This is a genomic window from Streptomyces sp. WP-1, from assembly GCF_030450125.1.
In the GTDB taxonomy this organism is placed as follows: domain Bacteria; phylum Actinomycetota; class Actinomycetes; order Streptomycetales; family Streptomycetaceae; genus Streptomyces; species Streptomyces incarnatus.
Window position 1 is genome coordinate 4,806,150 of record NZ_CP123923.1, and the last position, 22,042, is coordinate 4,828,191.

The 22,042-nt window shown below is 71.8% G+C and carries 20 protein-coding genes; 7 read left to right on the plus strand and 13 right to left on the minus strand.

Going from position 1 to position 22,042, the window contains the following annotated elements; all coding sequences use genetic code 11:
• Positions 1-72 precede the first annotated feature (72 nt).
• The gene (locus tag QHG49_RS21145; protein WP_159701972.1) at positions 73-465 is read right to left on the minus strand and encodes a VOC family protein; all 393 of its coding nucleotides are present in this window, start codon (positions 463-465) and stop codon (positions 73-75) included.
• Between the two features lie 25 nt (positions 466-490).
• On the minus strand, positions 491-859 hold the full coding sequence (locus QHG49_RS21150) for a VOC family protein (protein WP_301490707.1): 369 nt from the start codon (positions 857-859) through the stop codon (positions 491-493).
• A gap of 83 nt (positions 860-942) precedes the next feature.
• On the opposite strand from QHG49_RS21150, the gene QHG49_RS21155 reads away from it, so the two are divergent.
• Positions 943-1,449 carry a CGNR zinc finger domain-containing protein gene (locus QHG49_RS21155; protein WP_301490708.1) on the plus strand — a complete coding sequence of 169 codons (507 nt, stop codon included), beginning with the start codon at positions 943-945 and terminating at the stop codon, positions 1,447-1,449.
• Positions 1,450-1,573: 124 nt separating this feature from the next.
• Here QHG49_RS21155 and QHG49_RS21160 read toward each other — a convergent pair whose 3' ends face one another.
• Positions 1,574-2,917, minus strand: a complete 1,344-nt coding sequence (locus QHG49_RS21160; protein ID WP_145488971.1) for a UDP-glucose/GDP-mannose dehydrogenase family protein — start codon at positions 2,915-2,917, stop codon at positions 1,574-1,576.
• A 199-nt stretch (positions 2,918-3,116) separates the two neighbouring features.
• On the opposite strand from QHG49_RS21160, the gene QHG49_RS21165 reads away from it, so the two are divergent.
• Together QHG49_RS21165 and QHG49_RS21170 are read left to right on the plus strand one after the other, a co-directional pair.
• Positions 3,117-4,274, plus strand: coding sequence for an acyl-CoA dehydrogenase family protein (locus QHG49_RS21165; protein WP_037660888.1), 1,158 nt, complete (start codon positions 3,117-3,119; stop codon positions 4,272-4,274).
• Positions 4,275-4,428: 154 nt separating this feature from the next.
• Positions 4,429-4,794, plus strand: a complete 366-nt coding sequence (locus QHG49_RS21170) for a four-helix bundle copper-binding protein (RefSeq protein WP_145488943.1) — start codon at positions 4,429-4,431, stop codon at positions 4,792-4,794.
• A 183-nt stretch (positions 4,795-4,977) separates the two neighbouring features.
• On the opposite strand, the gene QHG49_RS21175 is transcribed toward QHG49_RS21170, so the two are convergent.
• The gene (locus QHG49_RS21175; protein WP_301490709.1) at positions 4,978-6,231 is read right to left on the minus strand and encodes an LCP family protein; all 1,254 of its coding nucleotides are present in this window, start codon (positions 6,229-6,231) and stop codon (positions 4,978-4,980) included.
• Between the two features lie 119 nt (positions 6,232-6,350).
• On the opposite strand from QHG49_RS21175, the gene QHG49_RS21180 reads away from it, so the two are divergent.
• The gene (locus QHG49_RS21180; protein WP_370530491.1) at positions 6,351-6,908 is read left to right on the plus strand and encodes an acyl-CoA thioesterase; all 558 of its coding nucleotides are present in this window, start codon (positions 6,351-6,353) and stop codon (positions 6,906-6,908) included.
• Positions 6,909-6,924: 16 nt separating this feature from the next.
• On the opposite strand, the gene QHG49_RS21185 is transcribed toward QHG49_RS21180, so the two are convergent.
• Positions 6,925-8,307, minus strand: a complete 1,383-nt coding sequence (locus QHG49_RS21185) for an LCP family protein (RefSeq protein WP_301492871.1) — start codon at positions 8,305-8,307, stop codon at positions 6,925-6,927.
• 246 nt (positions 8,308-8,553) lie between these two features.
• Here QHG49_RS21185 and QHG49_RS21190 point away from each other — a divergent pair, with 246 nt between their 5' ends.
• Positions 8,554-9,579: a glycosyltransferase family 2 protein gene (locus QHG49_RS21190; protein ID WP_301490710.1), complete on the plus strand. Its 1,026-nt coding sequence runs from the start codon at positions 8,554-8,556 to the stop codon at positions 9,577-9,579.
• Positions 9,580-9,666: 87 nt separating this feature from the next.
• Here the strand turns inward: QHG49_RS21190 and QHG49_RS21195 are convergent, their stop codons facing one another.
• The 4 genes from QHG49_RS21195 to QHG49_RS21210 form a co-directional block, all read right to left on the minus strand.
• Complete coding sequence (locus QHG49_RS21195; RefSeq protein WP_370530492.1) at positions 9,667-11,340, minus strand: LCP family protein; 1,674 nt, start codon at positions 11,338-11,340, stop codon at positions 9,667-9,669.
• Positions 11,341-11,427: 87 nt separating this feature from the next.
• On the minus strand, positions 11,428-13,275 hold the full coding sequence (locus tag QHG49_RS21200; RefSeq protein ID WP_159701957.1) for an LCP family protein: 1,848 nt from the start codon (positions 13,273-13,275) through the stop codon (positions 11,428-11,430).
• Between the two features lie 231 nt (positions 13,276-13,506).
• Positions 13,507-14,685, minus strand: a complete 1,179-nt coding sequence (locus tag QHG49_RS21205; protein WP_145488933.1) for an LCP family protein — start codon at positions 14,683-14,685, stop codon at positions 13,507-13,509.
• Between the two features lie 210 nt (positions 14,686-14,895).
• Positions 14,896-15,642 carry a TIGR03089 family protein gene (locus QHG49_RS21210; protein ID WP_301490712.1) on the minus strand — a complete coding sequence of 249 codons (747 nt, stop codon included), beginning with the start codon at positions 15,640-15,642 and terminating at the stop codon, positions 14,896-14,898.
• Positions 15,643-15,825: 183 nt separating this feature from the next.
• Here QHG49_RS21210 and QHG49_RS21215 point away from each other — a divergent pair, with 183 nt between their 5' ends.
• The gene (locus QHG49_RS21215) at positions 15,826-16,908 is read left to right on the plus strand and encodes a sugar phosphate nucleotidyltransferase (protein ID WP_145488930.1); all 1,083 of its coding nucleotides are present in this window, start codon (positions 15,826-15,828) and stop codon (positions 16,906-16,908) included.
• 144 nt (positions 16,909-17,052) lie between these two features.
• Here QHG49_RS21215 and QHG49_RS21220 read toward each other — a convergent pair whose 3' ends face one another.
• From QHG49_RS21220 to QHG49_RS21235, 4 genes are all read right to left on the minus strand, one after another.
• A complete protein-coding gene (locus QHG49_RS21220) occupies positions 17,053-18,093 on the minus strand; it encodes a DNA-3-methyladenine glycosylase (protein WP_301490713.1) in 1,041 nt (346 codons plus the stop codon).
• A gap of 84 nt (positions 18,094-18,177) precedes the next feature.
• The gene (locus tag QHG49_RS21225; protein WP_301490714.1) at positions 18,178-19,500 is read right to left on the minus strand and encodes a coenzyme F420-0:L-glutamate ligase; all 1,323 of its coding nucleotides are present in this window, start codon (positions 19,498-19,500) and stop codon (positions 18,178-18,180) included.
• Positions 19,497-20,456: a 2-phospho-L-lactate transferase gene (gene cofD / locus QHG49_RS21230; RefSeq protein WP_159701945.1), complete on the minus strand. Its 960-nt coding sequence runs from the start codon at positions 20,454-20,456 to the stop codon at positions 19,497-19,499. Before cofD ends, QHG49_RS21225 begins: the two co-directional genes overlap by 4 nt.
• Positions 20,457-20,490: 34 nt before the next feature.
• A complete protein-coding gene (locus QHG49_RS21235; RefSeq protein ID WP_159701942.1) occupies positions 20,491-21,009 on the minus strand; it encodes a cysteine dioxygenase family protein in 519 nt (172 codons plus the stop codon).
• 688 nt (positions 21,010-21,697) lie between these two features.
• Here QHG49_RS21235 and QHG49_RS21240 point away from each other — a divergent pair.
• Positions 21,698-21,961: a WhiB family transcriptional regulator gene (locus tag QHG49_RS21240; protein ID WP_003975777.1), complete on the plus strand. Its 264-nt coding sequence runs from the start codon at positions 21,698-21,700 to the stop codon at positions 21,959-21,961.
• Positions 21,962-22,042 lie beyond the last annotated feature (81 nt).

The following is a 22,042-nucleotide window of genomic DNA, read 5'->3' on the forward strand; positions in this document are numbered from 1 at the left end:
CGCGCGACGCTGTGAAAGGGGCGGGGCGGCCGGTCGGCCGCCCCGCCCCTTCGCCGTCCCGGCGGGTGCGCCCTACCGGTGCTCGATCCGGCACAGGCAGAACGGATGCCCGGCCGGGTCGGCGTACACCACGAAGTCCTTCTTCTCGCGGTCCTCCGCGTCCAGCGTGCGGGCGCCGAGCGCCAGCACCCGCTCATGGGCCGTGTCCATCTCCGCCCAGGTGCTGCCCGCGTCGAAGTCCAGATGGAGCTGCTGGCCGTTGTGGTCGGCGCGCGGCCACTCGGGCGGGGTGTGGCCCTCGGCCCGCTGGAAGGCCAGCCGGGGACCGCCCGGGACCTGGAGCACGACCCAGGTGTCGTCCTCGGCCACGGGCGTGCCCCCGCCCACCGCCGCGTAGAAGGCGGCCAGGGCGCGCGGGTCGGGGCAGTCGAGCACGACATTGCGGAAATGGGCGACGGACGCCATGTTTCTCCTCCTCGGGGGGACGGTCTCAGCAGGCGCAGAGGCAGAACGGGTGCCCGGCCGGGTCGGCGTACACCCGCCAGGTGCGGCCGGGCTCCCCGGCGTCCAGGAGCGTCGCCCCCAGCTTCAGCACGCCCTCCTGCGCCGCGTCCAGGTCCGGCACGGTCAGGTCCAGGTGGAACTGCTGGCCGTCGCTCCCGGCGCGCGGCCACCGGGGCGGGGTGTGCCCCTCGGCCCGCTGGAAGGCCAGCGCCCGGCCGCCGGGCACCTTCAGGTCCACCCAGCGGCCGTCCTGCTCCCGCTCGACCGTGCCGCCGAGCACGGCCGCGTAGAAACCGGCCAGCGCGTCGGGATCGGGACAGTCCAGGACCACCGCACCCAGCTCGGCGAGAGCCATGACGACCTCCTTCTGTTACCCGTAGACACGGGTAACCAGTAACGGTGACCCCATACTCCCGGACAAGGGGTAACGTCGCAAGCATGACTGAGAGATCGGCCGCTCCCGGGGGCCTGGCCCTGGTGGAGTCCCTGGTCAACACCGTGGACCTGGCGGACGGCACCGACTCGCTGGACACCGGGGAGGGGCGCGGGCGCCTCGGGATCACCGAGGGGGAGCTGGCCGGGGCGCGGGAGCTGCGGGAGTCGCTGCGGGCCGCCCTGCTCGCCCACGCCGGGCATCCGCCGCACCGGCCGGTCACGCCGCTCGGCGAACTGCTGGCCCGCGCCCCGCTGTACGTCGCGGTGGACGAGAGGGACGGCTCGGCGGTCCTCGCCCCCGCCGCGGACGGCTCGCTGCTCTCCCGGGTCGCCGCCGCCGTCGCCGAGGCGCTGACGGCGGGCACCTGGATGCGGCTCAAGGCGTGCGAGGCCGCGACCTGCCACTGGGCGTACTACGACCGCAGCCCCGCCGGACGCGGCCGCTGGTGCTCGATGCGGGTCTGCGGGGCGCGCGAGAAGATGCGGCGGTACCGGGCCAAGGGGGCGTAAAACGCGGGAAGTCGGCCCCCTGGGTCACAGGGGCCTGGGGCAAAATGCGAGACGGCGCCGGTTCGGCCGACTGAGCCTCGGCCGAACCAGCGCCGCTTCCCCGGGTCTCCCGGGCGTCCGCCCGTCAGGCGGTGGGCCGCCCCATCGCCCGGTACGTCCAGCCCGCCCGGCGCCACAGCTCCGGGTCGAGGGTGTTGCGCCCGTCGAGCAGCACCCGCGCCGCCGCGACCGCGCCCAGCCGCTCCGGGTCCAGCTCGCGGAACTCGCGCCACTCGGTCAGGTGCAGTACGACGTCCGCGCCGCGCACGGCGTCCAGGGCCGTCTCGGCGTACCCCAGCGTCGGGAAGACCCGCCGGGCGTTGTCCATGCCCTTCGGGTCGTACACGGTCACCTGGCCGCCCTGGAGGTGTATCTGGCCCGCCACGTTCAGCGCGGGCGAGTCGCGGACGTCGTCCGAGTCGGGCTTGAAGGTGGCGCCGAGCACCGCGACCCGCTTGCCGAGGAAGGAGCCGCCGCCCAGCGCCTCACGGGCCATCTCCACCATCTGGCCGCGCCGGCGCATGTTGATGGAGTCGATCTCCCGCAGGAAGGTCAGCGCCTGGTCCGCGCCCAGCTCGCCGGCGCGGGCCATGAACGCCCGGATGTCCTTGGGCAGGCAGCCGCCGCCGAAACCGATCCCGGCGCGCAGGAACTTGCTGCCGATCCGGTCGTCGTGCCCGATCGCCTCCGCCAGCTTGGCCACGTCGCCGCCGCCCGCCTCGCAGACCTCCGCCATCGCGTTGATGAAGGAGATCTTGGTGGCGAGGAAGGAGTTGGCGGCGGTCTTCACCAGCTCGGCGGTCGGGAAGTCGGTGACGACGAAGGGGGTGCCCTCGCCGATCGGCGTCGCGTACACCTCGCGCAGCAGCTTCTCGGCCCGCTCGCCGCGCACCCCGACCACGATCCGGTCCGGGTGCAGGGTGTCCTCGACGGCGAAGCCCTCGCGCAGGAACTCCGGGTTCCAGGCCAGCTCGGCGTCGCCGCCCGCGGGGGAGTGCTCGGCGAGGTAGGCGGCCAGCCGGTCGGCCGAGCCCACCGGCACCGTGGACTTGCCGACCACCAGGGCCGGGCCGCGCAGATGCGGGGCGAGAGAGGCGATCGCGGAGTCGACGTACGACATGTCGCAGGCGTACTCGCCGTGCTTCTGCGGGGTGTTCACACACACGAAGTGCACATCGCCGAAGGCGCCGACCTCGGCCCAGTCGGTGGTGAAGCGCAGCCGCCCGGTCGATCCCTCGAACCCGGCCACGTGCCGGCGCAGCAGCTCCTCGAGCCCCGGCTCGTACATCGGGGTCTCGCCGCGCTCCAGCAGGGCGATCTTCTCGGGTACGACATCCAGGCCCAGCACCTCGAATCCCAGCTCGGCCATGGCCGCTGCGTGGGTGGCGCCGAGATACCCGGTGCCGATCACGGTGATCTTCAGGCTCATGAACGCGCTCCAGCTCGGGGATTCTCTCGTGCGGGCCCGAGCATAGCCGGGCCGGTCGGGGGGCAACTTTCCCGCTGTCGCCAACCTCACGTAGGCGAGTCGGGGCCAGGGCCCTAAAATTTGAGTTACTTAACGGTAATTAGCGTTTGTAATGTCCGTGATGCGTCATCAGCACTGCGTCTTTGGAGCGTGAGAGACCTTGGCCGGATCGGCTGACTTCGACCTGTACCGCCCGTCCGAGGAGCACGACATGCTCCGCGACGCCGTCCGCTCCCTGGTCGAGGCGAAGATCGCGCCGTACGCCGCCGCGGTGGACGAGGAGGCCCGCTTCCCGCAGGAGGCCCTCGACGCCCTGGTGGCCAACGACATGCACGCCGTGCACGTCCCGGAGGAGTACGGCGGCGCCGGCGCCGACGCGCTCGCCACGGTCATCGTGATCGAGGAGGTGGCCCGCGCCTGCGTCTCCTCCTCCCTGATCCCCGCGGTGAACAAGCTGGGCTCGCTCCCGGTGATCCTCTCCGGCTCCGAGGAGCTGAAGAAGAAGTACCTGGGCCCGCTGGCCAAGGGCGACGCGATGTTCTCGTACTGCCTCTCCGAGCCGGACGCCGGTTCGGACGCGGCCGGCATGAAGACCAAGGCGGTCCGCGACGGCGACCACTGGATCCTCAACGGCGTCAAGCGCTGGATCACCAACGCGGGCGTCTCCGAGTACTACACGGTCATGGCCGTCACCGACCCGGCCAAGCGCTCCAAGGGCATCTCCGCCTTCGTGGTCGAGAAGTCGGACGAGGGCGTCTCCTTCGGCGCCCCCGAGAAGAAGCTCGGCATCAAGGGCTCCCCGACCCGCGAGGTCTACTTCGACAACGTCCGCATCCCCGCCGACCGCATGATCGGCGAGGAGGGCACGGGCTTCATGACGGCGATGAAGACCCTGGACCACACCCGCATCACCATCGCCGCCCAGGCGCTCGGTGTCGCGCAGGGCGCCCTCGACTACGCCAAGGGCTACGTCCAGGAGCGCAAGCAGTTCGGCAAGGCGATCGCCGACTTCCAGGGCATCCAGTTCATGCTCGCGGACATGTCGATGAAGATCTCCGCCGCCCGCGCCCTCACCTACCAGGCCGCCGCCGCCTCCGAGCGCGGCGACGCCGACCTGACCTACCTGGGCGCCGCCGCCAAGTGCTTCGCCTCGGACGTCGCCATGGAGGTCACCACCGACGCCGTCCAACTCCTCGGCGGCTACGGCTACACCCGCGACTACCCGGTCGAGCGCATGATGCGCGACGCCAAGATCACCCAGATCTACGAGGGCACCAACCAGGTCCAGCGCATCGTGATGGCGCGCAACCTGCCGTAACCCCCGCACGCGGTACCGGAAGGCGTCCCCAGGGGCGCCTTCCGTGCTTCCGGGGGCCTTACGACCGGTCGGTCACATGCGGGGGCGGGCCGGGGGACGTAGGACGGAAGCACACGGGGCCCGATCCCGGGTCCCCCTGCTCCGAGGAGGAGCCATGGCCCAGCCCGGAACGACGATGCCCGCCATGACCAAGCAGATGCAGGACTGCATCGAGGCCTGCATGAACTGCCACAGCGTCTGCGAGGAGACCATGAGCTCCTGCATGCAGCAGGGCGGGCAGGCGCAGATGCAGATCATGCGCGCGCTCATGGACTGCTCCGAGACGACGCGGATGTGCGCCGACATGATGATGCGCCGCTCGCCCATGTCGGGCGGGATGTGCGCGATGTGCGCCAAGGCCTGCGACATGGCCGCCGAGGCGTGTATGTCCATGCCGGACGACCAGCAGCTGATGCGCTGCGCGGAGGCGTGTCGCACGTGTGCCGAGATGTGTCGCGCGATGGCGGGCGCCCGGATGTGACCTGAGCGCCGCCGCCTCGCTCAGGGGCACCCCGCCGGATGCCCTTGAGCAGGCGCCACCGGATGCCCTTGAGCAGGCGCCGCCGGGTGCGGCACCGTGCCCGCCCGGTGCCCCGGCTGCCGGACGTCGGCACCGGCACCGGCACCGGCACCGGCACCGGCACCGGCACGACGGAGAGTCCGGCTAGTTGCCGGTGACCGTGATCTTCTGGTCGTTGTTCAGCTCGTTCACCAGGGTCTTGACCTTCGCCTTGTCCCAGACGAGGTTGCCGCCGGCGGAGCCGGAGATGGGCATGTTCAGGGAGGTGCCGTCACCGCCGTTGACGCCCTTCATGGCCCAGAACATCGAGGCCAGGTTCCACAGGGACATGTCCTTGTCCACGATCAGCGAGTCCAGGCCCGCGCCCATGGTCGGGTAGAACTTGAACGGGTTCAGCACGGTCGAGGGCGTCGCCACCTCGTGGGCCAGGGCCGCCAGGAACTTCTGCTGGTTCTTGGTCCGCTGGAGGTCGGAGGCGGCGAAGGCGTGCCGGGTGCGCACGAAGGCGAGCGCCTGCTGGCCGTTCAGGGTCTGCTCGCCGGCCTTGAAGTCGGCGCCGGACCACTTGTCCTTGAAGCCCTTGTCGATATTGATCTGGACCCCGCCGACCGCGTCCACGATGTCCGCGAAGCCCTGGAAGCCGATCTCCACGTAGTGGTCGATGTGCAGCCCGGTGTTGTACTCGATCGTGCGGACTAGCAGCGTCGGCCCGTCCTCGGCGTAGGCCGCGTTCAGCTTCTCCTGGCGGCCCGTGGCCGGGTAGACCTTCCCGGACGTCGAGCCCTTGTACGAGGGGATCTCCACGTTCGAGTCACGCGGCAGCGAGATCAGCGTGTCGCCGTTGTCGCCGACGTGCAGGATCATCATCGAGTCCGTGCGCTTGCCCTCGGCGGCGCCGGTGTGCAGCTTCTTCTCGTCCGCCTTGGACATGCCCTCGCGGCTGTCCGAACCGACGATCAGGTAGTTGGTGCCGGAGCCCGACTGCGGCCGTTCGATCACCTGGGAGAGATCGACCTCGCGGCGCAGCTTGGAGTCGGCCCAGAAGTAGGTCGCCACCGAGGTGACGATGAACACGGTCACCAGCGTGATCGCGGTCCACTTGATCCGCCGCCGCCAGTTCGGCGCGGGTCTCTGCCCGGCCCCCGGAGCGCCACCGGGACCGTGGCCGCCGGGGTTCCCGTAGACCTGGCCGGTGTTGTAACCGCTGTCGTACGCGTCGTCATAGCCGCCGTTCGCGTACGACGGCTGCTGCGGAACGCCGGCCCCGTACTGCGGTGCCGCCGGATCGCGCCGCACCTGGCGCATCGAGCGGGCGCCTTCGGGCTGCGCGCCGCCACTGCCGCGTCCGTAACGGGGGCCGCGGTTGTCGTCGGACCATGCCTCGGGCCAGTCATTCATGCGGACCAGTGTGCAGGGCTCGGCCGTATGGCTTACAAGACCTGTCGGAAAATCAGGGCGGCGCTGTTGCGAAGCTGACACAAATTCCGCGAATGCGGCTTCGGCATAAAGTAGAGGGCATGACAGACCAGGCCACGGAGTCGGAAGCAGTGGAACCGGATATTCCGGGCAAGCCCACGTCCGCCTCGCGCACCACCCTCAGCCACATCATGACCCACAACGACACCAACCTGCTGGGCACGGTGCACGGCGGGGTGATCATGAAGCTGGTGGACGACGCGGCGGGCGCCGTGGCCGGCCGGCACTCCGGCGGCCCCGCCGTCACCGCGTCCATGGACGAGATGGCCTTCCTCGAACCGGTACGCGTCGGTGACCTGGTCCATGTGAAGGCGCAGGTCAACTGGACCGGCCGGACCTCCATGGAGGTCGGCGTACGGGTCCTCGCCGAGCGCTGGAACGAGTCCGACCCGCCCACCCAGGTCGGCTCGGCCTATCTGGTCTTCGCGGCCGTGGACGCCGACGGCAAGCCCCGCCAGGTGCCCCCGGTGATGCCGGAGACCGACCGGGACCGCCGCCGCTACCAGGAGGCGCAGATCCGCCGCACCCACCGGCTGGCCCGCCGCCGCGCCATCCTCGAGCTGCGCGAGCAGCGGGCGGCGGAGGGCCTGGCCGACTGAGGACCGGCCCGGATGCTCAGGCGTCCCCCGAGCACACCACCTCGTTGCCGCGCACCACGCTCGCGGCGCCCTGGTCCTGCCGCCCCGGGTCCTCGAAGCGCACGGCCCGTACGGCCTTGAAGCTGGCGCCCGCCGTCACCTTCAGCACCGGCCCCTGGCCCGGCGCCGCGCGCAGCTCGCTGCCCGGCAGGGCCGCGGCCAGGGTGCGCGCGGAGCGGTCCCAGCGGGGGTCGTAGGTGATGACGGTGGTCGGCAGCTGGGCGGGCGCGGTCACCGGCTCATGGGTGGTGGCGAAGCCGGTCGCCGCCAGCTCGGCGTCGATCCGCTTGGCCAGCCCGGCCGTGCCGGTGCCGTTCGCCACCTGGACCCGGATGCCCCGGGGGTCCGTGTCCACGGGCGTCGGGGCGTCGGCCGGGTGCGGGCGGGCCGCGGTGAGCGGCTTGTCGCCGCGCAGCGCCTGGAACAGCCGGGCGGAGCGGGCCGGGTCCCACTTCAGGGTCGAGCCGACGCCCTTGACCGGGTAGTCCATCCGCCCGATGGGGACGGTCGTGAACTCGGAGGACGAGGGCGAGAAGTTCCGCATCGCGCGGCCGAGGTCGAGCAGCTCGTCGGTGCCGAAGCCGGTGTCGGCGCGCACCGAGCCGAGCACCGCCCGGGTCACATCGCGAAAGCGCATCGGGTTCAGCAGCACGCCCGAGGACGTCGCCCGGTCGATCAGCGCGGCCAGGAAGCGCTGCTGCCGCTTCATCCGGCCCAGGTCGCTGGCGCCGTCCAGGTGCCGCGAGCGCACGTACTGGAGGGCCTGGCCGCCCATCAGGGTGTGGGTGCCGGGGGCGAGATCGAGCCCGCTGTAGCTGTCCTTGAGCGGCGTCGCCGTACAGATCCGGACCCCGCCGAGGACGTCCACGGTCTTCATGAAGCTGGTGAAGTCGACCTCCAGATAGTGGTCGATCTTCACATGGGTCATGCTCTCGACCGTGCGCACGGTCAGCTGGGGGCCGCCCTCGGCGTAGGCCGCGTTCAGCTTGAGCGGATGCGCGACGTACTGCCGGCCGGTGGCCGAGTCCCGGTGGGCGGGGACCTCGGCGAAGGAGTCGCGCGGCAGGCTCACCACCGTGGCCCGCTCCCGGTCCTCCGAGATGTGCACGATCATCATCGTGTCGGTGCAGTGGCAGGGCTGTCCGCCCAGGTGGAAGGCGCGCCGCTGACGCTCGGTGATCTTGTCCCGGCCGTCGGTGCCGACCATCAGGATGTTCATCCCATGGCCCGCCTGCGGCCGGTTCTTCATGTCCTTGAAGGCGTCGACCCGGGAGATCCCCGCGTCCAGGCTGGTGACCACCGCGTGCCCGATGCCCGCGGAGGCGAGCACCACCACCGACAGCGTGGTCATCGCCCGCATGGCCCAGCGCGGTCGTCGTCGGCGCCCGGGCCGCTCCGGCCGCTCGGGCGGGGGCGGCAGCCGGCGGGGCGGCTGCGGGCGGCGCTGGGGTCGCGCCGGGGACCGGGGCGGGCTGGCCAAGGGACACCTCCGGACGAGGCCGTACGTGGGATCCATGAGCACAGTAGGCCGATACGATCTCCATCCCGCGTCAGAGCCCCGGCGGCGCGCACCGGTGTCCCCCGTTCGCGGTAACGTGAGGCCCCTATGAACGCCAAGCCCGACGTGCGGTTCCCCGCCGTATCCGTGATCATGCCCGTCCTCAACGAGGAACGGCATCTGCGCGGGGCCGTCCAAGCGATCCTCGCGCAGGAGTACGGCGGCGACATGGAGGTCGTGATCGCCCTCGGTCCGTCCACGGACCGCACGGACGAGATCGCCGCCGAGCTCGTGGCCGAAGACCCCCGCGTCCACACCGTCCCGAACCCGACCGGCCGCACCCCCGCCGCGCTGAACGCGGCGATCAAGGCCTCCCGGCATCCGATCGTGGTCCGTGTCGACGGCCACGGCATCCTCTCGCCGAACTACATCCGGACCGCCGTACGGCTCCTCGCGGAGACCGGCGCGCAGAACGTCGGCGGCATCATGCACGCCGAGGGCGAGAACGACTGGGAGCACGCGGTCGCCGCCGCGATGACCTCCAAGATCGGTGTCGGCAACGCGGCCTTCCACACCGGCGGCGACGCGGCCCCCGCCGAGACGGTCTACCTCGGTGTCTTCCGCCGCGAGGCGCTGGAGCGACAGGGCGGCTACAACGAGGAGTTCATCCGCGCCCAGGACTGGGAGCTGAACTTCCGCATCCGCGAGGCGGGCGGCCTGATCTGGTTCTCGCCGGAACTGAAGGTGTCGTACCGCCCCCGGCCCTCGGTGCGGGCCCTGGCCAAGCAGTACAAGGACTACGGCCGCTGGCGCCATGTCGTGGCCCGCTACCACTCCGGTTCCATCAACCTGCGCTACCTCGCCCCGCCGACCGCGGTGTGCGCGATAGCCGCGGGAATCGTGGTCGGCGTCGTCCTGACCCCCTGGGGCCTGGTGATCCCCGGCGGCTACCTCGCCGCGATCGCCGTCGGCTCGCTGCCCGCCGGCAAGGGCCTGCCCCTCAAGGCCCGCCTCCAGATCCCCGTGGCCCTCGCCACCATGCACATGTCCTGGGGCTGGGGCTTCCTGACCAGCCCGAAGTCCCTGGCGAAGCGGGTCATCGCATCGCGCCGCCCGGCGGTGCAGGAGGCCTGACGGACCCGAACGTCCGCGCAGAACGAGGCGGGGCCCCTCCTTCCCGGAGGGGCCCCGCCTCGTTCGCCACCGGTACCGGTACGGCGTTCACCACTGGTACGGCTTGTACACGTCCATGCAGCCGCCCTTGTCCGCGCCGTTGATGGCGTCGGCGTTGGACGGGAGGTCACCGGCCTTGGGCTTGGACTGCTTCGGGAAGGTCGTACCGGTGCGCCAGTCCGAGCCCAGCAGCAGGGTGACGCCGGAGACCGAGGTGGTCTGCTTCACCGCGGTCGCCGGCAGGCCCAGCGCCTTGGCCACGCCCTGGGCGTCGCCCTGGAGGTCGGCGCTCGGGTACTCGACGACCGTCTTGTCCTGCGGCGGCGGGGGCGCGGTGTCGGCCGTCGCCCTTCCGTAGCCCTGGCCCACCAGCGCCTGGGCGATGGTGCGGGCCCGGCCGGGCACCGCCGCCTCGGAGGCGGAGCCGGTGCCGTTCTGGACGAGGACGCCGAGCCTGGCCGGATCGGTGGAGGGCGACTTCGTCGGCCGGGGCTTGTCCGCCTGCCTGGAGTCCGAGGCCCCGCCGTTCTTGTCGAGCGGGGTGTCGTCCCGGAGCATCTCCCAGAGCCTGTCGGCGTCGGCCGTGTTCGCGACGACGTGGTTGTCGGGGTCGCGCGGATCCGGGAGGTTGGGCATCGTCACGCTCGTGATGCGGTCCGACGGCACGGACTTCATCTCCATGCCGAGGTCGTAGAGCTTCTTGACCGTGCCGATCTCCTCGGAGACCTTGAGGGACTTGATGGCCGCGTCGGCCAGGTCCATCAGACGCCCGGTGTCGGTGAACACGTTCTGCGACTTGAGCGTGCGGAGCATGGAGTTGAGGTACATGTGCTGGGCGCGGGCCCGCAACGGGTCGCTGCCCCAGGCGTGCCGGGTGCGCAGCCACTGGAGCGCCTGCACGCCCTTGATCTTGTGCGTCCCGGCCGTCAGCTTCAGCCCGGAGCCGCCGCGCTGGGCCGCGGTCGGGCGGTCCCAGACGTTCTGCTTCACACAGACGTCGACGCCGCCGATGGCGTCCGCCATCCTCACCACGCCCGCGAAGTCGATCGTCATCCAGTGGTCGATGTAGACCCCGGTGAGGTTCTCCCAGGTGGCCAGCGTGCAGCCGGCGCCGCCCCGGCCGAGAGTGGTGTTGATGATGTCGTTGGTCGCCGGGTAGACCCGGCCGGTGTCCGGATCCGTGCACTTGGGGATGTCGACGCGGGTGTCGCGTGGGATGCTGACCATCGCGGCGCTCTTGCGGTCGGCGGATATGTGGATGAGCATCTGCACGTCCCCGAGCGGGGGATCGCCGACGCTGCTCTTGCTGCCGCCGAGCTTCAGGTTCTCCGCCGAGTTACGGCTGTCCGAGCCGATCAGCAGGATGTTCAGCGGGGTCTGTCCGGCCGCGTTCGGGGCGGTCTTCCGCGCCTTGGCGTCACCGCTGCTGCGCTCGCCCTTGCGTATGCTGGCGTTCAGATGCTGGTAGTAGAGGTAACCGGCGCCCGCCGTGCCGAGTATGACCACCGCGAGGATCGTCGCCGACCAGCGCAGCGCGCGCCGCCGCCGGCGCCGACTGGTCGTGGAACCCCCGGAACCGCCCGGGCCCCCTGTGCCCGAGCCCCCCTTGCGCCGCCCGCCACCGTGCCGTCCGGCCCCGGCCTCCGGGTCCGCCGTCCGCGGGTTGAGCGCCATCGTGTCATCCACGTCGGCCCCGTCACCCCGCACATCGCTCTGCGCCACGCTCCCTGCCCTCCCCGCCCTTTTGCGCCATGCGACGGGCCCGTCCCGCGCCGAGTAGTTAGACGCACGACGGGCCCGCAGGGTTACCTATGAGGCGCACTTAACCTCGTCGGCCGTTGACTTGTCGACCTTCGGTGCCGTGTCCGGGGCCGCGATCGGGGTGCCCGCGGCCTTGAAGTCCTTGCCCAGGGTCAGGGTCATCGCGGGCAGTCCCTGGGAGTTGACGACGCTCGAACCCGGCTTGAGCGCCGAGCCGGGCAGCCCCATCAGCGCGGCCAGCTCCCGGGCCTGCGCGGCCTGGTCGGGCGCGTACTCCAGGGTGGTCTTCTGCAGCCCGGACCCCGCGTTGCCCGCGTTCTCCGACTTCAGCACGCCCTCGGTGTTCTGGAGCCAGTCGAGGACCGCCTGCGCGCTGCCGGGCGCCGCCTCGCTGTTGAGGATGCGCACACGTACATCGCCGGGCGCGGACCTGGTGCCCTTGAGCCGGGCGGCCTGTGCGTCCTTGGCGGCCTTCTGCTTGCGCTTGACCTCGGTGAAGGAGACGTCGTTCTGTATCGCCTGGAAGACCGACGGCGCCGCCGACTGGTTGAGGACCACCGTCGCGTGGACCTTCTCGGCGGGGTTGTCCACCACCGGCACCGTGGTGAAGGTGATGTTCTTCGGCGGCACCTTCTTGAGCTCCAGCGCCATGTCCTTCAGCGTGTTGATGCTCTTTATGCCGGTGTCGACGGTCAGCGCCTTGGTGGCCGCCTCCGCGAGGTCCAACAGCTTCGAGGGGTTGGTGAGGGTGTCACTGGAGGACATCTTGCGCATCAGCGAGCCCAGGAACTGCTGCTGCACCTTGATGCGGTCCAGGTCGCCCTGGTTGCCGAAGCTGTGCCGGGTGCGCACGAAGGCGAGGGCCTGCTCGCCCTCCACCACCGACTTGCCCGCCGGCAGCCTGAGGTGGGACTCCTTGTCGTCCACCGGGTGCGCGACACACACCTCGACCCCGCCGACCGCGCTGGTCAGCGTCTTCACCGCGTTGAAGTCGGCCATCATGAAGTGGTCGACGTGTATGCCGGTGACCTCTTCGACGGTGCGCATGGTGCAGCCCGGGTCACGGCCGTCCTGGCCGAGGCTGGTGTTGAAGCGGACGTTGTCGGTGCCGGGAATGACCTTGCTGCTGCCGTCGGGCTGGATGGTCCTGCAGTCGGGGACGTTCACGATCAGGTCGCGCGGGATGCTCAGCGCGGTCGCGTTGGTCCGGTCCTTGGAGACGTGCAGCAGGATGTTGGTGTCCGCGTGCCCGACGCTGCCGGAGTCGCCGTAGCCCTCGTTGCCCTTGCCGGTGCGCTTGTCGGTGCCGATGATCAGCAGGTTGAAGGCGTCGTCCTTGCTGAAGCCCTTGGAGCCCGCGTCCCCGACATCGGTCGAACTGATGTTGCCCTCAAGGTGCTTGAGGTACAGGTACCCGGCGGCGCCGACCGCGACCAGCGCGAAGGCCGTGCCGCCGGCGGTCCACGCCAGCACCTTCTTCGCCTTCGACTTCTTCTTCACCGGCCGGCGGCCACGCCGTCCCGGCGCGCCCTCGGGCTCGGTGGTACGCCGCCGGGAGGTCCTCGGCGGCGGCACGTCCCCGGCGCGCGCCTTGTCCCCGGCGCGGTCCCCGTCCCGGGTACGGCCCCCCTCCCGGGTGCGCGTCCCGCCGCCCTCCTCGGGCCCGCCGTCCTGCGCGGGCACCTTGCTCATCTCGCGGGTCTCACCGGGCGCCATGTCGTTGCGCCGACGGCGCCGGGCACCGCCGCCGTCCTCGGCGGACGGCTTGCGCGGACCGGGAACCGATTGCGTTCCGGAAGGAGGCAGTCGCAGTTCGTATTCGCCGGTGTTCGGATTGAGCACCCACTGGTCTGCGGGATCGATGTTGTCCGCCCGCCCACGGCCTTGCGCGTCCACGGTTGTCCGAATCCTCCGTCGGGGCCACGCGGCGCCTTCCCCCTCAAAGGCGCTCGGGTCCAGGTGAAACAGTGCACGACCCCAGGTCGGACCTCGTGGCCACGTGCACCGGATCGCTCACACTATCCGCCCAGTTCAGCGTCTAGGGACGCCCGTGACAAATCCGTCGTCCCTACAACCGGGCAATCCGCCTCATTTTCTGAACGGAAGACCGGCCTCTTGGTGGGCGTCTTACGCGCAACCGCGCTCGGCGGCCGTGTTCCCGGTGTAGGTGGGCGCGGGAGAGGGGCCGCCGTTCGTGCCCTTTCGCGGCGCCGACGGCTTGTCCGGCGCCTGCCCCGCGACCACCACCGGCCGGTCCGCGCGCAGCCGTTCGAAGAGCTTCTCGGCCTCGGGCTCCACGAGTTGGTCGCGATCGGCGTCGTAGACGTACTGCTCCCTCGGCACCGTCAGGAATTGCATATGCCGGGTGGGAATGTCGTGCAGCGTCCGCACCAGTCGGTACAGATCGCTCAGGTTCGCCAGCCCGGGATCGGTGGTGAGCGAGGACGTCGCCGCGTCCAGCACGGCGTACAGCCGCAAGGGGTTCAGCAGTACGTCATTGCCGCGCACCCTGGTGGCCAGCGCGCCGAGGAAACGCTGCTGGCGCCGCATCCGCTCGGTGTCGCTGCCGTCGCCCAGCGACTCGCGGGCCCGTACATAGCCGAGGGCCTGCTCCCCGTCGAGCGTGACCTCGCCCGCGGGCAGCCTGAGCTTCGCCGCCTTGTCGTCGATGGGCTCCTTCAGACAGACCCGCACCCCGTCGACGGCGTCCACCATGTCCTTGAACCCGCTGAAGTCCACGAGCATGTGGTGGTCGACGCGGATGTTCGTCAGCTTCTCGACGGTACGGACCGTGCACGCCGAACCGCCCAGCTCGAAGGCGTGGTTGAACATCGCGAACACCGGCTCGCCCCGGGTGCCGTCGGCCCGGAGGCAGCCGGGGACGTCCACCATCAGGTCCCGGGGCACGGACACGGCGGTGGCGCTGCGCCGGTCCGCCGCCAGATGCAGCAGGATCGTCGTGTCCGAACGCTGGCTGCCCAGGTCCCGCCCGTAGCGGGCGTTGCCGCTCCCGGCCCGGCTGTCGGACCCGATCAGCAGGATGTTCCGCGCCCCGGGCGCCACGACCGGGGGCCGCTCGCGGGCGTACCGGCCGAGTTCGGCGGCCGCCGCGTCGTCGGGCCGGACATTGGCGCTGAGCCGGGCGTACGCCGTCCACCCCGCCCCGACGGCCGCCGCGACCAGGACCACCGCGCCGAGCCCCGCCCCCTTGGCCCACCGCCGCCGGCGCCGCCGCGCGAGCCCGGCCCCGGTCGCGGACGAACCGTCGGCGGGAGGAGGGGAGAGGATCACGGTGCAAGGCCCCATGGTCGTAGGAGGTACTCCTCTCGACCATGGGGCGAAGAGCGAGAGAAGGCGCCTCGTACTACTCCAAGAGGGGGTACGCATCCCAACTCAAGGGGCGCGGGGCTTGCATCACTGTGCGGCTCCGCCGCGTGGGCGCGACCGGCCACGACGGACCGGCACCCGGTATCCGGCCGCCGTCACCGCCGTACCGCCGTCACCGCCGTACCGCCGTCACCGCCGTACCGCCGTCACCTTCTCGCTCTCGATCCGCTTCGCCAGCGCCTCCTCGCCCAGCCGCTCCAGATTCCGGCACAGCACCACCGACCCCCCACTGGCCAGCGGCGCGAACAAGCCCGCGCTGAGCCCTTCCCAGGTGTCGTACGACAACCCCGACAGCAGCCGCGAACCGGGCCCCGTAAGGTCCAGCTCAGCCGAGTCGGCGAGGGCCTTCTGCACCACCTCGGCCCCGCTGAACTCCGCGCCGGCCACGATCAGCGCCGACTCCCCGCCGTACGGCGACGTGAACCGGTCGCCCTGGCCCGGCACCTCCACGGCGTAGTCGAGGAACCCCTGCGGCGGCTGCGGGAAACGTCCGCCGAGCGGCCGCAGGGCCAGCGCGACCCGCTCGCCCCGGCAGGCCCGCGCCGCCTCCAGCGCGTCCGGCCCGCTGACGACCACATCGGCCGCCGCCGGGTCCCCGGCCATGGCCGCGACCGCGCCCACCGAGGCGCAGGCCAGCAGCCACACCGCCGTCTGCCAGTGCGCGGGCAGCAGCAGCGCGACCCGGTCGCCGGGTTCCACGGAGAGGTCGCCCTGGAGGAGGTTCGCGGTCTTGGCCACCCAGTTGGCGAAGGTGGCGACCGAGAGTTCGACGCGTTCGCCCGTGGCATCGTCGTAGAAGGTCACCAGCGGGCGGCCGGGATCCGCGGCGAGGGCGGAAGTCAGCAGGTCGGCGGGGGTGCGATCGGTGGCGTTCACCCGGCACAGGGTACGCGCGCGAGGACGCGCGACGGGGGCGCGTCTCTCACTGATCTCACACCCGTCTCACGGCAAACCGCGTGGCCGTCACGGCCTCCGTCGCTACGGTCTGCATACACTGACCGGCCGATACGAGTAGAACGAGTCAGTTCGGCCGGTCCCGGCAGGAAGCAGAGACGACAGGTGACAGAAGCGATCCTCCTGGTCGGCGGCAAAGGCACCCGGCTGCGCCCGCTCACCGTGCACACGCCCAAGCCCATGGTCAGGGCCGCGGGCGTGCCGTTCCTCACCCACCAGCTGGCGAGGGCGAGAGCGGCGGGCGTCGAGCACATCGTCCTTGCCACCAGCTATCTGGCCGAGGTCTTCGAGCCGTACTTCGGCGACGGCTCGGCGCTGGGCCTCCACCTCGAGTACGTCACCGAGGAGGAGCCCCTGGGCACGGGCGGGGCGATCCGCAATGTGGCCTCGCGGCTGCACTCGGGCCCCGACGAGCCGGTGCTGATCTTCAACGGCGACATCCTGACGGGCCTGGACATCCGGGCCCTCGTCGACACCCACGAGTCGACGGGCGCGGATGTCTCGCTGCACCTGACGAAGGTGTCCGACCCCCGGGCCTACGGCCTGGTGCCGACCGACGAGACGGGCCGGGTGCTGGCCTTCCTGGAGAAGCCGCAGACGCCCGAGGAGATCGTCACCGACCAGATCAACGCGGGGGCGTACGTCTTCCGGCGCTCGGTCATCGACGCGATCCCGGCGGGCCGGCCGGTGTCGGTGGAGCGCGAGACGTTCCCCCAGCTGCTCGCGGCCGGGGCGCACCTTCAGGGCATGGTCGACTCGACGTACTGGCTGGACCTCGGCACCCCGGCGGCGTTCGTGCGCGGCTCGGCCGACCTGGTGCTCGGGCGCGCGCCGTCGCCGGCGGTGCCGGGGCGCTGCGGTGACCGGCTGGTGCTGCCGACGGCCCAGGTGGCGCCGGACGCGAAGCTGACCGGGGGCACGGTGGTGGGGGAGGGCGCGTTCGTCGCGGAAGGCGCGCGGGTCTTCGGCTCCACGATCCTGCCGGGCGCGGTCATCGAGCCGGGCGCGATCATCACCGACTCCCTGATCGGCACCCGCGCCCGCGTCGGCAGCCGCTCCGTCCTCACCGGCACGGTCATCGGCGACGGCGCGGTCATCGGCCCCGACAACGAGCTGCGCGAGGGGGCGCGGGTGTGGTGCGACGCGCGCATTCCGGCGGGGGCGGTGCGGTTCTCTTCCGACCAGTAGGGGGCGGTACGGCGGCCGGGGTGGCCTGTCCCGGTCGCCACGTCCCCGTAGCTGCGGGCAATCGTGCCGCTGGGGCGGCACGGGTGGGCGCAGCGGCACCCGGCCAGCGCCGGTGAGCGGAACCCACCCCCGCCCAGCCCCGGTTCAGAGCAACCCGATGTCCACCCGAGGCATCTTCGGGACGCGCCGGGCCGGGACGAGACCGCTCAGCAGGATCAGCCGGGCGGCACGGTGCCGTTGCCCTGCGTACGGCTCCAGCAGACGCAGCATCTCGGAGTCGTCCGCGTGCCGGTCACCCGCCAGCGCCCACCCCACGATCCCCGGCAGATGCAGATCCCCGACCGTCACCTCGTCGGCCGCCCCATGACTGCGCTGCACCACCTCGGCCGACGTCCACACCCCCACCCCGGGCACGACCTCCAGCCGCGCCCGGGCCTGCCCCGGGGGCATCTCCGCCGCCTGCTCCAGCCGCGCGGCCACCCGCACCGCCCGCAGGATCGTGGACGCGCGCTTGTCGTCGACCCCGGCCCGATGCCACTCCCAGGAGGGGATCAACGCCCATGTCCGCGGGCCGGGCATGACGGACATCGGCCGCTCACCGGTCCCCGCGGGGCCCGGCGCCGGCTCCCCGAACCGCCGCACCAGCAACCGCCACGCCCGGTACGCCTCGTCCGCCGTGACCTTCTGCTCCAGCACCGACGGGATCAACGACTCCAGCACCAACCCGGTCCGCGTGAGCCGCAGCCCCGGCCGCCGGTGCCGGGCCAGTGCCACCACCCGGTGCCGGGGCACGAACGCGTCCGGCTCGTCGGCCGCGCCGAGCAGCGCGGGCAGGCCGTCGAGCAGCCACTCCGCCCCCGGCCCCCACGCCTCGCCGAGCACCTCACCGCCGTACGCCCGTACCCGCAGCGTGCCCGGCCCGGCCGGGGTGCGGCACGCCCGCCACACGGATCCGTCCGCCGTGGCCCGGAACGTCGGATCAGCGGGCCCGCGCCGCAGCGGCCCGAGCACCAGCCCGAGATCGAGCGGCCCCTCGGGCACCCACCGCCGCACCCGCGCGGCCTCCGCGACCTGCCGCGGTATCCCGGCCGCGGCACCCGTACGACCCGTACCGCCCGCGGACACGCCGGCCTGCCCACCGCGCACAGCCGTACGCGTGGGCCGCTGAACGAAACGTCCTGCCACGGATCAGATCCTCGGATTGCCGATGCGACCGGCACCGGCACTGCCGCCGGTACCGCCCTTAGAGACTAGGCCCCCGGACCCGTCTCACCGCACCTCGATGAACGCCTCCGCGTCCCGGTCCGCCCGCGGGCTCGGCGGCTGGGCCGGATGACCGATCGCCACCGCGCCCATCGGATCCCACTCCGGGGGCAGCCCGAGCGTCTCGCGCACCACGTCCCGGCAGAACATCGTGGACGACACCCAGGCCGAGCCGAGGCGCTCCCCGGCCAGCGCCACCAGGAAGTTCTGCACGCCCGCGCCCATGGCGACGACGAACATCTCCCGCTCGGCGCCGTCGCGCCGCGCGTCCCCGTAGTGGTGCGAGCCGTCCATGACGAGGCACGGCACCGCGAGGAAGGGCGCGTCCCGCAGCACCTCGCCGCGCCGGACCCGCTTGGCGACGGACTCCTCGCTCTTGCCGTCCCGCCGCAGGTCGGCGATCCAGGCGTCCCGCATCGCGTCCAGCAGCCGGGTGCGCGACCCGGCCGACTCCAGCAGCACGAACCGCCAGGGCGTGGTGTGGTGCGGCGCGGGCGCGGTCACGGCCGCCGCCACCGCGCGCCGTACCGAACCCGGGTCCACCGGCTCCTCGGTGAACGCCCGCACGGTGCGCCTCAGGGTCACGGCCTCGCGGACCGCCTCGGAGGTGCCGAGCCGGAACATGTCGTCGGCCGCGGCGCGCACCAGCGCCCGCGCGCCGGTGTCCGGCTCGCCGCCTTCTCCCACCAGCTGGGACAGGCCCCGCACCACCGCGACCGGCCGTCCCTCGGCCTTGCCCTTGACCAGGTCACCGGCGGCGGCCAGTTCGTCCGCCGTGGCCACCACGGTGGCGCTGAGCGGGTTGCCGTGCGCGTCCGTGCCGCCGCGCAGATCGTCCAGCACCCGCACCCCGGCGGCGCCGATCGCCACATCCGTGAGCCCCGCGCGCCAGGGTCGCCCGAAGGTGTCACTGACGATCACCCCGACCTCGACCCCGAGGGCGTCGCGCAGGCCGTCGCGGATCGCACGGGCGGACGCGTCCGGGTCCTCGGGCAGCAACAGCACGGTCCCGGCGGGGGTGTTGGACGCGTCGACCCCGGCGGCGGCCATGACCAGGCCCTGCCGGTTCTCCACGATCCGCAGGGCACCCCGGCGGGCCACCACCCGCACGGTCTCCGCGTCGATCGCGGCCTCCCGGTCGGTGGCCCGGACGATCCGGCCCTCCGCCTTGGACACGATCTTGGAGGTGACGACCACCACGTCCCCGTCGGCCAGGCCGGGCTCGGCGACGGCGATCAGCTTGGCGAGGTCGTCGCCCCGCTGCACCTCGGGCAGCCCGGCCGGCGCCCAGACCTGGAACGCGGGACGCTCCGCGCGGTCCACGCTCACGCGCCCCGCACCTCCTCGGCCAGCGTCAGCGCCTCCCGCGCCATCTGCGCGGTCGCGGCCACGTCGGTCATCATCAGCGGTACGGCACGGCAGCGGATGCCGTCGGCCTCCACGCGCTCGACCACCGCCGCGTCCACGGTGTCGACCAGCCAGCCGTCCAGCAGGCCAGAGCCGTAGTGCTCGGCGACCGCGGCGGCCGTGGACTCCACGCCGACCGCGGCGAGCACCTTGTCGGCCATCCCGCGCACGGGCGCGTCGCCGACGATGGGGGACAGGCCGACCACGGGCACGCCCGCGTCCGCGATGGCCTCCCTGATGCCGGGGACCGCGAGGATCGTGCCGATGGACACGACCGGGTTGGACGGCGGGAAGAGGATGACGTCCGCCTCGGCGATCGCCTCCAGGACACCGGGGGCCGGCTTGGAGTGCTCGGCGCCGACCGGGACCACGGCCTCGGCGGGCACACCGGCCCGCATCCGCACCCAGTACTCCTGGAAGTGGACCGCCTTGCGCTCGCCGTCGACCTGGACGGCCACATGCGTCTCCACGCGGTCGTCGGTCATCGGGATCAGCTTCACACCGGGCTTCCACCGGTCGCACAGCGCCTCGGTCACCGCGCTCAGCGGATAACCGGCGCCGAGCATCTGCGTCCGCACGATGTGCGTGGCGAAGTCCCGGTCGCCGAGCCCGAACCACTCGGGGCCGACCCCGTAGGCCGCCAGTTCCTCCTTGAGATGGAAGGTCTCCGCGGACCGACCCCAGCCCTGCTCCTCGTTGATGCCGCCGCCCAGCGTGTACATCACCGTGTCGAGGTCCGGGCAGACCTTCAGCCCGAAGAGGTGGATGTCGTCGCCGGTGTTGCCGATCACCGTGACATCCGCGTCCGGCGCGGCCTGCTGGAGACCACGCAGGAACCGTGCACCACCGATACCGCCTGCCAGAACCACAATGCGCATGGGCACCAGTCTTGCAGGAGGGTCCGACAACGCGTCAGGCAGTCACCGGACGCGCCTCGCAGAAGGGGGCGACGTGCGCCCCGGCGTGCGCCGCGGGGTGCATGGGCATCTCGGTGAGGCCCGGGTAGTAGATGTGCAGGCTGACCGCCGGTTCCAGCGCGTCGTTGACGACCTCGTGCGCGTACCCCGGCGCGAACACATGGTGTGCGCCGGGCGCGAGCGTCCTGGCACCGCGCCGGGTGTGCTCGGTCAGCGTGCCCTCCAGGACGGTGAGGACACCGGAGGAGCGGCCGTGGTCGTGCCGCCCGGTGCCCTGCCCCGGCACCCAGGACAGCAGCCAGACCTCGTAACCGGGGCCGGTGCGCAGCCGGTGGTACCAGCGGGTCGTGGCGTCGTAGCGCACGAGATCCGCCCACTGGGCGCGGTCGGCGGCGATGGCGCGGGCCAGGCCGGCGAACTCGGCGACGGTGGCCGGGTGCTCGCGCGGCGGCTGGAGCAGGTGCGGGACCTCAAGCAGGTCACCGGCGATCTGGAGGTCGTTGTCGCTGTTCATGGGGGTGTGCTGGTTCCTCGGCGGAGAAGTGTGGAAGCCCGGCGGGAGGGGCTGCGAGGGAAGAACGACCGAGCCGCGCGAGGACGAGGCATCGGCGACAGCCGGAGCGGAGACCCGGAGAAGGAGGAAGAGGCCGGCTCAACAGCTGGAACAGCGACAACAGCTACAGCGGGCCCGGGCAGCACCGTGGGACCCGGCGGTGCGGGTCGAGGTGGGTACCGAGTTCGCGAGCATGCCCAATAGGACAACGGTTCACACCAGTGCTGTCAACTCGATGCCCGCCATGTGGGACACATTTCACCCCATCCGGGTCATCTCTCGTGCATGAGGTTTGGTGCTCGGGGCACCGGGACACATGGGGCACATCCGAGCGCTCGACGGGCCGTGCAACGCGATCGAACGTCAGGACGTCTTTCTCTGCGTCAGGAGCCGTGCAGGCGCCTGCGGAGCGCGGCGGTCCGGCGGACCCCGGTCGGGTGTCCGGCGGCGTGCCCGGTCGTGTGTCGGAGTTTATGGCGATTTGAACACTTTCCGCACGGCCTTGGTTCCGCAGAGTGAATAACGGGCTCAATAGCAGATCTCGGCTTGACTCGCCCGGAGCAGCACACTTGTAATTTCACTCGTGTCGTTCAGCCGAAATCGGTAACGGCGTACGCACGGGGACGCGAAAGACAGACGAGGGGCGCACATGACCGAGCTGGTGCAGCAACTGCTGGTCGACGACGCGGACGAGGAACTCGGCTGGCAGGAGCGCGCGCTGTGCGCCCAGACCGACCCCGAGTCCTTCTTCCCCGAGAAGGGCGGCTCCACCAGAGAGGCGAAGAAGGTCTGCCTCGCCTGCGAGGTCCGCTCCGAATGCCTCGAGTACGCCCTCGCCAACGACGAGCGCTTCGGCATCTGGGGCGGTCTGTCCGAGCGGGAGCGCCGCCGCCTGAAGAAGGCCGCCGTCTGACCGCGCGCCGGCGCCGCGGGCACCCGGTACATACCCGCGCCATATCCGCGAAAACATCACGAACGGCCCGTGGCCCGTGGG

Coding starts and splice junctions, on each gene's coding strand:
- QHG49_RS21235 (WP_159701942.1), bottom strand. CDS start 21,009: ATGAACAGCGACAACGACCTCCAGATCGCCGGTGACCTGCTTGAGGTC.
- cofD (WP_159701945.1), bottom strand. CDS start 20,456: ATGCGCATTGTGGTTCTGGCAGGCGGTATCGGTGGTGCACGGTTCCTG.
- QHG49_RS21240 (WP_003975777.1), top strand. CDS start 21,698: ATGACCGAGCTGGTGCAGCAACTGCTGGTCGACGACGCGGACGAGGAA.
- QHG49_RS21150 (WP_301490707.1), bottom strand. CDS start 859: ATGGCTCTCGCCGAGCTGGGTGCGGTGGTCCTGGACTGTCCCGATCCC.
- QHG49_RS21205 (WP_145488933.1), bottom strand. CDS start 14,685: ATGGGGCCTTGCACCGTGATCCTCTCCCCTCCTCCCGCCGACGGTTCG.
- QHG49_RS21170 (WP_145488943.1), top strand. CDS start 4,429: ATGGCCCAGCCCGGAACGACGATGCCCGCCATGACCAAGCAGATGCAG.
- QHG49_RS21145 (WP_159701972.1), bottom strand. CDS start 465: ATGGCGTCCGTCGCCCATTTCCGCAATGTCGTGCTCGACTGCCCCGAC.
- QHG49_RS21185 (WP_301492871.1), bottom strand. CDS start 8,307: ATGCGGGCGATGACCACGCTGTCGGTGGTGGTGCTCGCCTCCGCGGGC.
- QHG49_RS21180 (WP_370530491.1), top strand. CDS start 6,351: ATGACAGACCAGGCCACGGAGTCGGAAGCAGTGGAACCGGATATTCCG.
- QHG49_RS21160 (WP_145488971.1), bottom strand. CDS start 2,917: ATGAGCCTGAAGATCACCGTGATCGGCACCGGGTATCTCGGCGCCACC.
- QHG49_RS21190 (WP_301490710.1), top strand. CDS start 8,554: ATGAACGCCAAGCCCGACGTGCGGTTCCCCGCCGTATCCGTGATCATG.
- QHG49_RS21155 (WP_301490708.1), top strand. CDS start 943: ATGACTGAGAGATCGGCCGCTCCCGGGGGCCTGGCCCTGGTGGAGTCC.
- QHG49_RS21175 (WP_301490709.1), bottom strand. CDS start 6,231: ATGAATGACTGGCCCGAGGCATGGTCCGACGACAACCGCGGCCCCCGT.